Raw genomic sequence first — 13,127 nt, forward strand, 5'->3', positions numbered from 1 at the left:
ATCAATGATTGGAACCGGGTCAAGTTTTGCCTGCGACCATCGGCGCGGACAAAGAAAAAGGGCCGGTCCTGCGACCAGCCCTTTCAAAAGAGGTTCTGTTGGAAAGCGCGTTATTCGCGGTTGCCGAACAGTTGCAGCAGGAACATGAACATGTTGATAAAGTCCAGATACAGGTTCAACGCACCCATGATCGCCGCCTTGCCCAGCCATTCGCTGTCCATCTGGGCCGCGTGCTGGATATAGTCGTTCTTGATCTTCTGCGTGTCATAGGCGGTCAGACCGGCAAAGATCAGCACGCCCAGGATCGACACGGCGAACATGATCGCCGGTGATTGCAGGAAGATGTTGACGATCGAGGCCACCAGGATACCGATCACACCCATGATCAGGAACGAACCCCAACCCGAGATGTCTTTCTTGGTGGTATAGCCCCACAGCGACAGACCCGCGAAGGCGATCGAGGTGATCAGGAACACCTGTGCGATGGACATGCCGGTATAGGCGACAAAGATCCAGCTCAGCGACAGGCCCATGACCGACGCGAAAGTGTAAAAGAACAGCTGTGCGCCCGCAGCAGACAGGCGGTTGATCGCGGCACCAAAGGCAAAGACCATGCCCAGTGGTGCAAACATTACGATCCAGCCCAGAATGTTGGGTTGCAGCGTTTCAGGGTTGCGGAAGATGCCCAGCAAGTCGGGGTTCGACCCTACAGCCCATGCCACAAGGAACGTCAGCAACATGCCCACGGACATTGTGCCGTAAACTTTGTTCATGTGGGCGCGCAGGCCCGCGTCAATCTCGGCAGCGCGTGTGCCAGCAGCTGTCCGGATCGTGTTGATATCAGCCATTTAAGCCTCCGTTATTAACACTGGTGATCCGCAGATTTCAGCCTGCGGCGTTACATGCGTTAAATATCGGTGCGCAAGGGCTTGGTTTCAAGTGTTTTAGGAGCAATGCCGCCAGCTTTTTCACGGGCGACATCGCAGTTCAGTCTTTCCATATCGCGGGCACATCCCAGATCGGGCGTGTCGCTTCGCGGTGGGCCTCTTCGGCACTGACGCCAATGTCGTCCAGTGCGGTCTGGTCAAGCTGCGCAAGTGCGCGGCGTGAACGCCACAATCCCAAAAGGCTGCCGCGGCTGGGGCGGTTGCGATTGCTACGGGCGAACAGGGTCGAGCGGGCGATGATATCGGTCATGGACATGGTGTCTCTCCTTCTTGAAGTCGTATGGTTCATCGGGTTTGCATCAATTCTGTTGATGTATATGCCTATTCGTGTCACATATTGAAAACGAATGTTTGTGCGGTAATGCATCAAGGAGATTGATGAATGAGAAATCTGGACATCACCACGCTAAGGTCATTTGCTGCGGTGGCTGAAACCGGCGGCGTCACCCGCGCAGCCGGGTTTTTGCATTTGACCCAATCTGCGGTGTCGATGCAGCTCAAACGACTGGAAGAAACGTTGGGTCTTGACTTGCTGGACCGCTCGGGGCGCACCATCGCGCTGACCTCGGCGGGCGAACAGTTGCTGGTCTATGCAAAACGTATGGTGGCCCTGAACGACGAGGTGATCGTGCGTCTGACGGACCAGGCCTTTGTTGGCACCATCCGCTTGGGCGTGCCCCATGACATCGTCTATCCGGCGATCCCGCGTGTGCTGAAACAGTTCAATGCAGAATTTCCACGGGTGCAGGTGCAGCTGATCTCTTGCTACACCAAAGCGCTGAAAGAGGACTTTGGCAAAGGCGAATGCGATCTGATCCTGACCACCGAAACCTTTGTTGATGCAGGTGGTGAAACCCTCTGTCAGAAACCGCTTTGCTGGCTGGGTGCGCCAAACGGATCGGCATGGCGACAACGCCCGCTGAAACTGGCATTCGGCCGCCACTGCACGTTTCGCCCGCGCGTCATCGAGCGGCTGGATAAGGCGGGCATCGAGTGGGACGTGATCGTGGAAACCGACAGCGACCGCACCATCGAAGCAACGGTTAGCGCTGATCTGGCAGTTCACACGATGCTGGAAGGCACCGAGCCACCACATCTGGAACGGATCGACCACGGTGGCCACTTGCCCGACCTGCCGGCGCAGATGATAAACCTCTATGGGGCAGCGACATCAAAGAACACGGTACATGACGCTTTGGCCGATCTTTTGCGGCGCTCATTCGGGGCCGAAGACCATGCGCGCCTGCGCGCGGGCTAGTTGGATTTCTACCTTGGGTAGAATTGGCGGCCCGCGCAATTTCTCTGCGACCACGCAATCTTGCAGATGCCAAAAATGTCGGCGTCAGGCATTTGACCACGCGGTGCTGACGCCCAAGCCTATGGGAACCCAACATTCCTTTGCGCCCCGACAATTGCGAATGTTGCGCAAGCTTGCCGTAACGTAAGCTTTCCTCCTGTAGGGGCAGGTTGATACTTGTCATGTTTAACAATGCTGTGGAAGAAATGGACAATCCCTTAAGTTGAGTTACAGGACAGTTGCTTTTGACGTCCAAACAGTTATGTTCCTAAACATTCTAGTGTACTCTGGTCCAAGCCTGAAATTGAACGCACCAATACGCCTCAACTTCTACAGCATGGAAATAACGAACGAGGTGTTAAAGTGGCTCACAAAGTTGACGAGCATGTCGGGAAACGCATTCGCCAGCGGCGTTGGCTGATTGGCATGACCCAACAAAAACTGGCCGAGATGGTTGGTATCAAATTCCAGCAGATCCAGAATTACGAAACCGGTGCAAACCGCGTCAGCGCCTCGCGGCTTTGGGATATCGGGGAAGCGATGGGGGTAAGTGTCGGGTTCTTTTTCGAGGGACTTGATGCCGCAAAAGGCACGCAACCTTCCAGTGCCATTGTTCCCGGAGATCTTCTGGAAGACAAAGAGGCCATGGAACTGGTGCGGTCGTATTATGCGATCCCTCAAAACCAGCGTCGTCGTCTGTTCGAACTGGCCCGTGTTCTAAGCGACGTTGCCTAGGAAGCGCTGACGGTTTCACTTGAACAGCGTCCGCCACACTGGCACTTGAATGGCATGACACAAACACATGATGCCCTGCTGGACGTTGCGCAGTTACTGGCCGATGCTGCCAGAACCGCGATCCTTCCACATTTCCGCAGCACTGCGCTGACTGCCGACAACAAGCTGGATGGCGGTTACGACCCTGTGACGGTCGCAGACCGTGCCTCTGAGCAGGCGATGCGCGAGATTCTGGCCGATCTTCGCCCCGATGATGCCATTCTGGGCGAAGAATTCGGCGCAACCGAGGGCACCAGCGGCCTGACATGGGTGCTGGACCCGATCGACGGCACCCGCGGGTTCGTCTCTGGTACGCCCACATGGGGCGTGCTGATTGCCGTTGGCGGGGTCGCCGGGCCGGAAATTGGCATCATCGACCAGCCCTATATCGGCGAGCGTTTCATCGGCACGCCCGAGGGCGCATGGGTCGACGGCCCGCGTGGTCGCGTGCCCTTGAAGACGCGCGCGTTTCGCCCGCTGTCGCAGGCCACTGTCTTTACCACTTTCCCCGAGGTCGGCACCCCCGCCGAAGCTGCCGCATTTGCGGATGTGGCAGGGCGTGCGCGCCTGACCCGTTACGGCATGGATTGTTACGCCTATGCGCTGGTGGCTGCCGGACAGGTCGATCTGGTGATCGAAGCGGGATTGAACGCCTATGACGTTCAGGGCCCCATCGCCGTAATCCAGGCTGCGGGCGGCATTGTCACCGACTGGCAGGGTGGCCCTGCCCACAACGGCGGGCGCGTGCTGGCCGCCGCCAATGCCCAGATCCACGCCGAGGCGCTGGCCATTCTGGCAAAACACCCATGACCGAGGTGCTGATACAGGGTGCCGACCACATCCTGACCATGGACGACGACCGCCGCGAACTGGCCGGTGCCGACATCCTGCTGCGCGACGGCCAGATTGCCGCCGTGGGGCAGGGGCTGACCACCACGGGCGAAACAGTGCAGGCCCGGGGCTGCGTCGTGACCCCCGGCCTCGTGAACACGCACCACCACCTGTATCAGACGCTGACCCGCGCCGTGCCCGGTGGGCAGGATGCGCTGCTGTTCGGCTGGCTGAAAACGCTCTATCCGATCTGGGCGCGGTTCACACCCGACCATATGTTTACCTCGGCGCAGGTCGGGCTGGCGGAACTGGCGCTGTCGGGTTGCACGCTGTCGTCGGATCACCTGTACCTCTACCCCAACGGCGCACGGCTCGAGGATACGATCCACGCCGCCGCCGAACTGGGCCTGCGCTTTCACCCCACGCGCGGCGCGATGAGCATCGGCGAAAGCAAGGGCGGCCTGCCCCCCGACACGCTGGTCGAGGACGAGGCCGCGATCCTCGACGATTGCATCCGCGTGATCGACGCCTTTCACGATGCATCCGACGGAGCGATGTGCCGCGTCGGCGTCGCCCCCTGTTCGCCGTTCTCGGTCAGCACGGAACTGATGCGCGATGCGGCGCTGCTGGCGCGCGACAAGGGCGTGATGATGCACACCCATCTGGCCGAAAACGAAGAGGACATCGCCTATAGCCTTGCGGCCTATGGCAAACGTCCCGGCGCATATGTGCAGGATCTGGGCTGGGTCGGACCGGATGTCTGGCACGCCCATTGCGTCAAGCTGGACGCCGCCGAGATCGACCTGTTCGCCCGCACCCGCACCGGCGTGGCCCATTGCCCCTGCTCGAACTGCCGTCTGGGCAGCGGCATCGCACCGGTGCGTGCCATGCGGGATGCAGGCGTGCCCGTGGGCCTTGGCGTCGACGGATCAGCCAGCAATGACGCGGGCAATCTGGTGGCCGAGGCGCGTCAGGCCATGCTGTTGCAACGGGTTGCCAACGGGGCCGACGCCATGAGCGCGCGCGAGGCGTTGGAGATTGCCACCCGTGGTGGTGCCGACATTCTGGGCCGCCCCGACTGTGGCCGCATCGCGGTGGGCAAACGCGCCGATCTGGCAATCTGGGATGTCAGCGGTATCGCAAGCGCCGGCAGCTGGGATCCGGCGGCACTGTTGCTGGCGGGGCCTACAGCGGTGCGTGACCTGTTTGTCGAAGGCCGCCAGATCGTGCGTGACGGACACGTCACCACACTGGACATGGGGGCAACGATTGCGCGGCAGAATGTGCTTGCGCGGCGGTTGCAGGACGCGCTGTAGGGACAATTGGCTGCGGCAAAAGCCCGCTGCACGCTCCTGTTTACACCCTTTTCGTGCCGCGATTACTGTCCATTTTGCAGGTATTTATCAGAATCGGCGTATTGGTATGTTGAAAAAAATGGCGGGCAGGTTGATTTCAGCTGCCGAGAAACGAATTGGCGTCGAATTGGACTATGCCCACAAGATCGCCGCGACAGATTTTGGGCTGATGCTGCGGTATGGCAAGGTTTTTGGTTTTCTCGACCCGAACAAGAAAGTACCCGCCGCAGCCTATCACGTCGCGCGCCTGCGGGGGGCTGCTGCTGCCGATTGCGGAACCTGTGTCGAAGCCGAAATAAACTTGGCGAAAACGGCAAATGTCGCTCCCGACATTATTTCAGCGACACTTCAATCCGATTACGGGGCCTTGCCCGGCGAATTGGCCGCCGTTGCACGGCTTGCCGATGCGGTTGTGTCCACGCGGATGGATGATCCTGACGCACGGGCCGAAATCGTGAACGCATATGGCGAGGCCGGTTTGATCGAACTCAGTTTCGCGATGAACGGCGCGGCGCTTTTGCCAGGTATCAAAAGAGCGATGGGCTATGCCACGGTTTGCGATCTTCAAACGCTCAAGAAACTTGCGTGATGGTGCGCGGGGCTAACCCGCCTTCCGCCCGTTCACCCAGACCTGCGCCACGGCACGGTCATCACCCATCATGATCGTGGCAAAGACTGCCTCCCAGATGTCCGACACATTGGCCGCCCGCTGTGCAATCGCGGGCGTCGAGGCGAGGTCAAGTACACAGATGTCTGCCTCATAACCCGCCGCCAGCGTTCCGACCCGGTCGTGCAGATGCAGACTGCGCGCCGATCCGGCAGTGGCCAGCCACAGCAAATGGCGCGCGTGCAGCGGGGTGCCGCGCAACTGGCCGATTTCATAGGCGGCCGCCATGGTGCGCAGCATCGAAAAGGACGAGCCGCCACCGGTGTCCGTGGCCAGCCCCACGGATATCCCGCGCGCGGCCAGTCCTGCCAGATCCATCAACCCCGACCCGATAAAGGTGTTCGACGTGGGGCAATGCACCACTGCGGCGCCTACTTCGGCCAAACGATCCACCTCGCGCGGCTCCATGTGGATGGCATGGCCATAGACCCCGCGCGCGCCCAGCAGCCCGTGCGCCTCGTAGGTGTCCAGATAGTCGCGCGCGTTCGGGTAAAGATCACGGACCCATGCAATTTCGTCGACCTGTTCCGACAGATGGGTCTGCATCAGGCAATCGGGATGTTCGGCCCAAAGCGCGCCAAGTGCCTCAAGCTGTTCCGGGGTCGAGGTGGGCGAGAAACGCGGCGTGATGGCATAATGCGCGCGCCCCGTGCCGTGCCAGCGGGTCAGCAGCGCCTTGCTGTCGTCATAGGCGCTTTGCGCGGTGTCGCGCAGTGTGTCGGGGGCGTTGCGGTCCATGCAGGTCTTGCCCGCCACCACACGCATGTCACGGTCCGCTGCCGCCTGAAAGAACGCATCGACCGACGCGGGGTGGATGGTGGCAAAGGAACACATCGACGTGGTGCCATGGGCCAGCGCCAGATCCAGATAGCTGTTCGACACCTGTGCTGCATAGTCCGCATCGCCAAAGCGCGATTCTTCGGGAAAGGTATAGGTGTTCAGCCAGTCGATCAGCCGCTTGCCCCAGCTCGCGATGATTGCCGTTTGCGGATAATGCACGTGCGCATCGACAAAGCCGGGCAGGATCAGCCGGTCCGCATGGTCATGCACGGCAGCCTGCGGCGCTTGCGCGCGCAGTTGGCCGGCAGGGCCGGTGGCGACAATCGTGCTGCCCTCGATCAGCACGCCATGGTCGGCATTGATCTGCACAGCCTCGGGGTCGGCGAAGGGATCACCTGTGGTGGTCAGCACATGGCCAGTTAAAAGGGTTTGATTGCTCATGTGCTGCACGATAAGCGGGCGATCACAAAAGGTAAATTGACCTTTGCTAGGGTCGCACCATTGTGTAGCGAAAGGCCCGCGCCTATGGTCGCGGGCGCAATGCGGGGGCCGGGCCATGTCAGACGACAACAAAACGATCGAAGAAGAGGCCAAGGTTGAGGAAGACCGCAGTGACGAAGCCTATGAGCTGGACCGCAAAGCGGTCAGTGCAATCCTTTATGCGGTAGACATCGAAGATCAGGCCAAGCTGATCGAACTGATGGAGCCGCTGCACCCGGCTGACATCGCCGACCTTCTGGAACAGGTGAATTCCTTTGATCGCTCGCGGCTGATCCGCCTGTATGATCGCGAATTCGACGGCGATATCCTGTCGGAACTGGATGAAAGTATTCGCGACGAAGTGATCGCGGTGCTGACGCCGCAAGTGCTGACACAGGCGGTGCGCGACCTCGACAGTGATGACGTTGTCGATCTGGTCGAGGACATGGACGACACCCAGCAGGGGGCGATTCTGGATGCTCTTGAGGATGCCGACCGCGTGGCGGTGCAGCAAGCGTTGTCCTACCCCGAATTCTCGGCCGGCCGTCTGATGCAGCGCGAAGTGGTGATGGCCCCCGAACACTGGACCGTGGGCGACGCCATCGACCACCTGCGCAGCACGCCCGAAGAGGACTTGCCCGACCAGTTCTATCACATCGTCGTGGTCGATCCGCGCCTGCATCCGGTGGGAAATGTGACACTGGGCAAGCTGATGCGCTCGCGCCGCGATGTGCCGCTGATGAATATTGTCGAGGACACCTTTCAGGTGATCCCGGCCACGCAGGCCGAAAGCGACGTGGCCTATGCGTTCAACCAGTACCACCTGATTTCGGCCCCCGTGGTCGATGACGAAGGCCGCCTGATCGGTCTGATCACCATCGATGATGCGATGGCCGTTCTGGACGAAGAACACGAAGAGGATATCATGCGTCTGGCCGGTGTTGGCGAAGGCTCGCTGTCGGACCGCGTGATCGAAACAACCAAGCAGCGGATGCCCTGGCTTGCGGTCAACCTGCTGACTTCGATTGCGGCGTCGCTGGTGATTGCACAGTTCGAAATGGCCATCGCGCAGATCGTCGCGCTGGCAGTGCTGATGCCGATTGTGGCGTCCATGGGCGGCAATGCGGGCACCCAGTCGCTGACCGTGGCGGTGCGCGCGATTGCGACCAAGGATTTGACCGGCAGCAACGTCTGGCGGGTGATCCGGCGCGAGGTGTTGGTGGGGCTGGTCAACGGGCTTTTGTTCGCGGTGGTCATGGGGCTGGTTGGACTGGCGTGGTTCGGTTCAGCCGAACTGGGCTATGTGATTGCCGCCGCGATGGTGGTGAACATGGTGGTGGCAGGCTTTGCCGGCACGGTTATTCCGGTGATCCTTGACCGCGTGGGTGTCGATCCTGCGCTGGCCTCGGGCGCCTTTGTGACGACGGTCACGGATGTGGTCGGCTTTTTTGCCTTTCTTGGCCTGGCGGCGGCGGTGCTGCTGTGATGCTGGCGGCAGAGAAGGCCGCGGCGCGCAAGGCTGCTTTTGTCCGGCGCAAGGCGGCGTATGAAATCGCAGGGCCCGCCGCCAGCGGCCTGTTGTCCGAAGTGCTGGCGGGGCATCGCGGCGTGCCGCTGGCCGGTTTCCTTCCGATCCGCACCGAGATTGATCCGCTGCCCGCGATGGCCGAGGCATCGGCCTATGGCCCTGTGGGCGTGCCGGTGATTCAGGGCGCCGGGCTGCCTTTGCTGTTTTCGCAGTGGGAGCCGGACGCGCCCCTGCGCGAAGGTCCGTTCGGGGCGCGTGTCCCGATGGATGATGTATGGATGGTGCCCGAAATCCTGATCGTGCCCTTGGTGGCCTTTGACCGGCACGGCGGGCGGCTGGGCTATGGCGGCGGATTTTATGACCGCACGCTGGAAGGGTTGCGCGCACGGGGGCCGGTGCTGGCGGTGGGCTTTGCCTTTGCCGCGCAAGAGGCCGAGGCGCTGCCGATGGAAGAAACCGACCAGCGGCTGGATATGATTGTGACTGAAACGGATGTGTTCTCGTTTTGAGCGCGCTGGTTGGGGGCTTTGCCCCCGCGCCTTGCGGCGCTCCCCCAGGATATTTTGGGCCAAAAGAAGTCGGGGGGCTTGTTCGGGACCTGTCGGGGCGCATAAGAGGGCCGTATGAAAATATTGTTCTTAGGTGATGTGATGGGCCGCGCGGGCCGGCAGGCGGTGACTTCCGAACTGCCCAAGCTGCGTGCGGCGTGGAAACTGGATTTTGTCGTGGTCAACGGCGAGAACGCGACCTCGGGTATGGGGCTGTCGGCGGCGCACGCGCGCGGCATTCTTGAGGCGGGCGCGGATTGTGTGACGCTGGGGGATCATGCCTTTGACCAGAAGGACATGTTGCAGTTTTGCGAGGCCGAGCCGCGCATCATCCGGCCGCTGAATTTTTCGAAATCCGCCCCCGGCAAGGGCGCGCGTCTGTTCGAGGCGCGCGGCGGACGCAAGGTTCTGGTCTGCCAGGCGCTGGGGCAGGTGTTCATGAAACGCCCCTTTGACGATCCGTTCTCGGCCACGGAACAGGTGTTTCGCACCCATCCACTGGGCGGACAGGCGTCGGCGGTGATTGTCGATTTTCACTGCGAGGCGACCAGCGAGAAGATGGCCATGGGTCATTGGTGCGACGGGCGCGCGTCATTGGTGGTGGGCACGCACACCCATGTGCCGACGGCAGATGCGATGATCTTGCGCAAGGGCACCGCCTATCTGAGCGATGCGGGCATGTGCGGTGACTATGACAGCGTGATCGGGATGCAGCGCGACGAGCCGTTGCGCCGGTTCATCACCGGCATGCCCAAAGAGCGGTTCACACCCGCGCTGGGCGAGGTGACCCTGTCGGGCGTTTACATCGAGACCGACGACAAGACCGGCAAGGCCACGCGTATCGAGATGGTGCGCCATGGCGGGCGGCTGGCGCCAGCCGGTCCGGCGCCGGTGGTCTGAGCGCGCGTTGGTCCGAAAACAGGCGCGATCTGCCGAATTGTTGATCTGACAAGCGTAACCGGACGCACAGGTGCTTGCAGCGCCGCGCCTGATCGGCAAAAGTGTCCAACGGACATTTTCACAAGGTAGAGCCGCCACATATGGGCCTTCTCCAGCTTTCGCAGACCGGCAGTGCGGTATTAACACTGGGCATCGTCGGGATCATGTTCATCCTGTTCCTGCGCGAGACCTTCCCGACCGAGGTTGTGGCGATTGCGGGGGCGGCGGTGATGCTGGCCACCGGCGTGCTGCCCTATGATGCGGCGCGGCTGGTGCTGGCCAACCCGGCGCCCTGGACCATCGCGGCGATGTTCATCATCATGGGGGCGCTTGTGCGCACCGGCGCGCTGGATGCGTTCACCGGGCTGGCCAGCCGCCATGCCCGCACCAATCCGGCGCTGGCAATCGGTTTGCTGATGGCCTTTGTGGTCGGGTCCAGTGCCATCGTCAGCAACACGCCGGTGGTTGTGGTGATGATTCCCGTGTTCATGCAGATCTCCAAGACGATGGGTCTGGCCCCGTCCAAGCTGCTGATTCCACTTAGTTATGCCGCGATCCTGGGCGGCACGCTGACGCTGATCGGAACTTCGACCAACCTGCTGGTGGATGGTGCGGCGCGGGCCAACGGCATGGCGGCTTTTTCGATTTTCGAGGTGACGCCGCTGGGGGCCATTCTGGTGGTCTGGGGTATGATCTATCTGCGCTTTATCGCCCCGTGGCTGCTGCCCGAACGTGACAGCATGGCCAATCTGTTGAGCGACAAGCGCAAGATGAAGTTTTTCACCGAGGCGGTGATCCCCCCCGACAGCAACCTGATCGGGCGCGAGGTGTCCGGCGTGCAACTGTTCAAACGTGAAGGCGTGCGGCTGATCGACGTGGTGCGCGGCGACCTGTCGCTGCGGCGCAATCTGGCGGGGGTCAAATTGCAGGTGGGCGACCGCGTGGTTCTGCGCACCCAGATGACCGAACTGCTGAGCCTGCAAAGCAACAAGGAACTCAAACGGGTCGATCAGGTGTCTGCGGTGGAAACCCAGACCGTCGAGGTGCTGATTACGCCCGGTTGCAAGATGATCGGCCGCTCGCTGGGGTCAATGCGGCTGCGGCGGCGGTACGGGGTCTATACGCTGGCGGTGCACCGGCGGAATCAGAACATCGGGCAGCAGCTGGACGATCTGGTGGTGCGCGTGGGCGACACGTTGCTGCTGGAAGGTGCGCAGGAAGACATCGCGCGGCTGGCCGCCGACATGGATATGGTCGACGTCTCGCACCCCTCAAGCCGCGCGTTCCGGCGCGGGCATGCGCCGATTGCTGTCGGCGCGCTGATTGGCATCGTGGCGCTGGCTGCCTTTGGCGTGGCCCCGATCCTGCTGCTGAGTGTGCTGGCGGTGGCGCTGGTGCTGATCACCGGCTGTATCGACGCGGACGAGGCGTTTGAATTTATCGACGGCAGTCTGCTGGCGCTGATCTTTGCGATGCTGGCCATCGGGGCGGCACTGGAAGCGTCGGGGGCGGTGGCGCTGATTGCCAATGGCATTGCGCCCCTGATTTCGGACCTGCCACCGTTCTTTATCATCTGGGCGATCTACCTGCTGACCAGTGTGCTGACCGAACTGGTCAGCAACAATGCCGTGGCGGTGGTGATGACGCCGATTGCCATCGGTCTGGGCAGCGCACTGGGCATTGATCCGCGCGCGTTGGTGGTGGCGGTGATGGTGGCGGCCAGCGCGTCTTTTGCCACGCCCATCGGCTATCAGACCAACATGCTGGTCTATGGCCCCGGCGGCTACAAATTCACCGATTTCATGCGTGTGGGCATTCCGCTGAATCTGAGCGTCGGTTTGCTGGCCTCGGCGATCATTCCGTTTTTGTGGCCGTTGTAAGGGGCCTTTAAGCGGCGTGTTGGGGGGCCACTGCACATTCATCGCAGGGAAGACAGGAACACTATGCGCAATGCGACCTATGGAATTGCACTGACCCTGATGATCGGCTGGCTGCTGTGGATCGGCAAGCCGGTGTTGCTGCCGGTGCTGGCGGCGCTGATTTCGGTCTATATCCTTCTGGCCGCAGCCCAAAGCATGCGACAGCTGCCCGTCGTGGGCCGTCTGCCGGACTGGGCGCGGCGTGCGGTGATCCTGATCGCCTTTACCCTGTTCGTGATCCTGTTGTTCATTCTGGTCCTCAACAATCTGGGGCAGGTGGCCGCCGCCTTGCCCAGCTACGAGACCAACCTTGAAAACCTGATCACCCGCAATGCCAGCCTGCTGGGCATCGAGGACGAACCGACCTGGGCCAATGTGCGCAGTGTCACGCTGGATCAGGTCGATTTCCGCTCGTGGATCGCGCCTGCGCTGTTGTCCCTGCGCGGCTTTGGCACGACGCTGTTCCTTGTGGTTCTTTACGCCAGCTTTTTCATCGCGGAGCGCGGTGCCATGGCGGGCAAGGTGGTGATGGCCATGGGCGGCGAAGAGGCGGGCAGCCGCGCGATTTCGCTGTTGTCACGGGTGAATGACCGGATCGGGCAATATCTGTTCGTCAAGACCACGCTGAATGTGATCCTGGGGGCCATCTGCTATGTCATCATGCTGCTGCTGGGCATCGAATTTGCCCTGTTCTGGGCGGTGCTGATCGCGTTCCTGAACTACATCCCCTACATTGGCTCGCTGATCGGCGTGATCTTTCCTGTCCTGCTGAGCCTTGCGCAATTCGGCACGCTCAGCATGGCGGGGGCGGTCCTGGTGGCATTGACGACGGCGCAGCTGGTGGTGGGGGCCTATCTTGAACCGCGCATGATGGGGCGGGCGTTCAACCTCAGCCCCTTTGTCGTGCTGCTGGCGCTGGCGTTCTGGAGCACGCTGTGGGGGCTGGCCGGCGCCTTGCTGGCGGTGCCGCTGACGGCAAGTCTGGTGATCGTTCTGGCGGAAATCCAGTCGGCGCGCCCCATTGCCGTTTTGCTGTCGGCCAACGGCAAGGTCTGAAAACGC

The 13,127-nt window shown here is 61.5% G+C and carries 13 protein-coding genes; 10 read left to right on the forward strand and 3 right to left on the reverse strand.

The window, feature by feature from the left end; all coding sequences use genetic code 11:
• Window positions 1-110: 110 nt before the first annotated feature.
• Window positions 111-848, reverse strand: coding sequence for a Bax inhibitor-1/YccA family protein (locus tag DSM107133_RS05130; protein WP_114293209.1), 738 nt, complete (start codon window positions 846-848; stop codon window positions 111-113).
• 139 nt (window positions 849-987) lie between these two features.
• Window positions 988-1,203: a DUF1127 domain-containing protein gene (locus DSM107133_RS05135; RefSeq protein WP_114293208.1), complete on the reverse strand. Its 216-nt coding sequence runs from the start codon at window positions 1,201-1,203 to the stop codon at window positions 988-990.
• Window positions 1,204-1,329: 126 nt separating this feature from the next.
• On the opposite strand from DSM107133_RS05135, the gene DSM107133_RS05140 reads away from it, so the two are divergent.
• The 5 genes from DSM107133_RS05140 to DSM107133_RS05160 all read left to right on the forward strand — a co-directional run bounded on the left by DSM107133_RS05140 (window position 1,330) and on the right by DSM107133_RS05160 (window position 5,793).
• Window positions 1,330-2,205 carry a LysR family transcriptional regulator gene (locus DSM107133_RS05140; protein ID WP_114293207.1) on the forward strand — a complete coding sequence of 292 codons (876 nt, stop codon included), beginning with the start codon at window positions 1,330-1,332 and terminating at the stop codon, window positions 2,203-2,205.
• A gap of 402 nt (window positions 2,206-2,607) precedes the next feature.
• Window positions 2,608-2,979: a helix-turn-helix transcriptional regulator gene (locus DSM107133_RS05145; protein ID WP_114293206.1), complete on the forward strand. Its 372-nt coding sequence runs from the start codon at window positions 2,608-2,610 to the stop codon at window positions 2,977-2,979.
• Between the two features lie 54 nt (window positions 2,980-3,033).
• On the forward strand, window positions 3,034-3,828 hold the full coding sequence (locus DSM107133_RS05150) for an inositol monophosphatase family protein (RefSeq protein WP_114293205.1): 795 nt from the start codon (window positions 3,034-3,036) through the stop codon (window positions 3,826-3,828).
• Window positions 3,825-5,165 (forward strand): 8-oxoguanine deaminase, encoded by a 1,341-nt coding sequence (locus DSM107133_RS05155; protein WP_114293204.1) that lies wholly within the window; start codon window positions 3,825-3,827, stop codon window positions 5,163-5,165. Before DSM107133_RS05150 ends, DSM107133_RS05155 begins: the two co-directional genes overlap by 4 nt.
• Window positions 5,119-5,793 (forward strand): hypothetical protein, encoded by a 675-nt coding sequence (locus DSM107133_RS05160; RefSeq protein WP_240310499.1) that lies wholly within the window; start codon window positions 5,119-5,121, stop codon window positions 5,791-5,793. Before DSM107133_RS05155 ends, DSM107133_RS05160 begins: the two co-directional genes overlap by 47 nt.
• Window positions 5,794-5,805: 12 nt before the next feature.
• On the opposite strand, the gene guaD is transcribed toward DSM107133_RS05160, so the two are convergent.
• Window positions 5,806-7,092: a guanine deaminase gene (guaD, locus tag DSM107133_RS05165; protein WP_114293202.1), complete on the reverse strand. Its 1,287-nt coding sequence runs from the start codon at window positions 7,090-7,092 to the stop codon at window positions 5,806-5,808.
• A gap of 115 nt (window positions 7,093-7,207) precedes the next feature.
• On the opposite strand from guaD, the gene mgtE reads away from it, so the two are divergent.
• The 5 genes from mgtE (at window position 7,208) to DSM107133_RS05190 (ending at window position 13,121) form a co-directional block, all read left to right on the forward strand.
• Window positions 7,208-8,617: a magnesium transporter gene (gene mgtE / locus DSM107133_RS05170; RefSeq protein ID WP_114293201.1), complete on the forward strand. Its 1,410-nt coding sequence runs from the start codon at window positions 7,208-7,210 to the stop codon at window positions 8,615-8,617.
• Complete coding sequence (locus tag DSM107133_RS05175) at window positions 8,617-9,168, forward strand: 5-formyltetrahydrofolate cyclo-ligase (RefSeq protein WP_114293200.1); 552 nt, start codon at window positions 8,617-8,619, stop codon at window positions 9,166-9,168. The genes mgtE and DSM107133_RS05175 overlap by 1 nt, the downstream gene beginning before the upstream one ends.
• Before the next feature lie 114 nt (window positions 9,169-9,282).
• A complete protein-coding gene (locus DSM107133_RS05180) occupies window positions 9,283-10,107 on the forward strand; it encodes a TIGR00282 family metallophosphoesterase (RefSeq protein ID WP_114293199.1) in 825 nt (274 codons plus the stop codon).
• Window positions 10,108-10,247: 140 nt separating this feature from the next.
• Window positions 10,248-12,026: an SLC13 family permease gene (locus DSM107133_RS05185; protein WP_114293198.1), complete on the forward strand. Its 1,779-nt coding sequence runs from the start codon at window positions 10,248-10,250 to the stop codon at window positions 12,024-12,026.
• 63 nt (window positions 12,027-12,089) lie between these two features.
• Entirely contained in the window at window positions 12,090-13,121 is a 1,032-nt protein-coding gene (locus DSM107133_RS05190; RefSeq protein ID WP_114293197.1) for an AI-2E family transporter, read from the forward strand.
• Window positions 13,122-13,127: the final 6 nt, after the last annotated feature.

The sequence above is a fragment of the Pseudosulfitobacter sp. DSM 107133 genome, assembly GCF_022788695.1.
Classification (GTDB): domain Bacteria; phylum Pseudomonadota; class Alphaproteobacteria; order Rhodobacterales; family Rhodobacteraceae; genus Pseudosulfitobacter.

What these genes read in the sequence shown, in the direction of transcription:
- DSM107133_RS05130 (WP_114293209.1), bottom strand. Translation starts at nt 848, where the DNA reads ATGGCTGATATCAACACGATCCGGACAGCTGCTGGCACACGCGCTGCC.
- DSM107133_RS05135 (WP_114293208.1), bottom strand. Translation starts at nt 1,203, where the DNA reads ATGTCCATGACCGATATCATCGCCCGCTCGACCCTGTTCGCCCGTAGC.
- DSM107133_RS05140 (WP_114293207.1), top strand. Translation starts at nt 1,330, where the DNA reads ATGAGAAATCTGGACATCACCACGCTAAGGTCATTTGCTGCGGTGGCT.
- DSM107133_RS05150 (WP_114293205.1), top strand. Translation starts at nt 3,034, where the DNA reads ATGACACAAACACATGATGCCCTGCTGGACGTTGCGCAGTTACTGGCC.
- DSM107133_RS05155 (WP_114293204.1), top strand. Translation starts at nt 3,825, where the DNA reads ATGACCGAGGTGCTGATACAGGGTGCCGACCACATCCTGACCATGGAC.
- guaD (WP_114293202.1), bottom strand. Translation starts at nt 7,092, where the DNA reads ATGAGCAATCAAACCCTTTTAACTGGCCATGTGCTGACCACCACAGGT.
- mgtE (WP_114293201.1), top strand. Translation starts at nt 7,208, where the DNA reads ATGTCAGACGACAACAAAACGATCGAAGAAGAGGCCAAGGTTGAGGAA.
- DSM107133_RS05175 (WP_114293200.1), top strand. Translation starts at nt 8,617, where the DNA reads ATGCTGGCGGCAGAGAAGGCCGCGGCGCGCAAGGCTGCTTTTGTCCGG.
- DSM107133_RS05180 (WP_114293199.1), top strand. Translation starts at nt 9,283, where the DNA reads ATGAAAATATTGTTCTTAGGTGATGTGATGGGCCGCGCGGGCCGGCAG.
- DSM107133_RS05185 (WP_114293198.1), top strand. Translation starts at nt 10,248, where the DNA reads ATGGGCCTTCTCCAGCTTTCGCAGACCGGCAGTGCGGTATTAACACTG.
- DSM107133_RS05190 (WP_114293197.1), top strand. Translation starts at nt 12,090, where the DNA reads ATGCGCAATGCGACCTATGGAATTGCACTGACCCTGATGATCGGCTGG.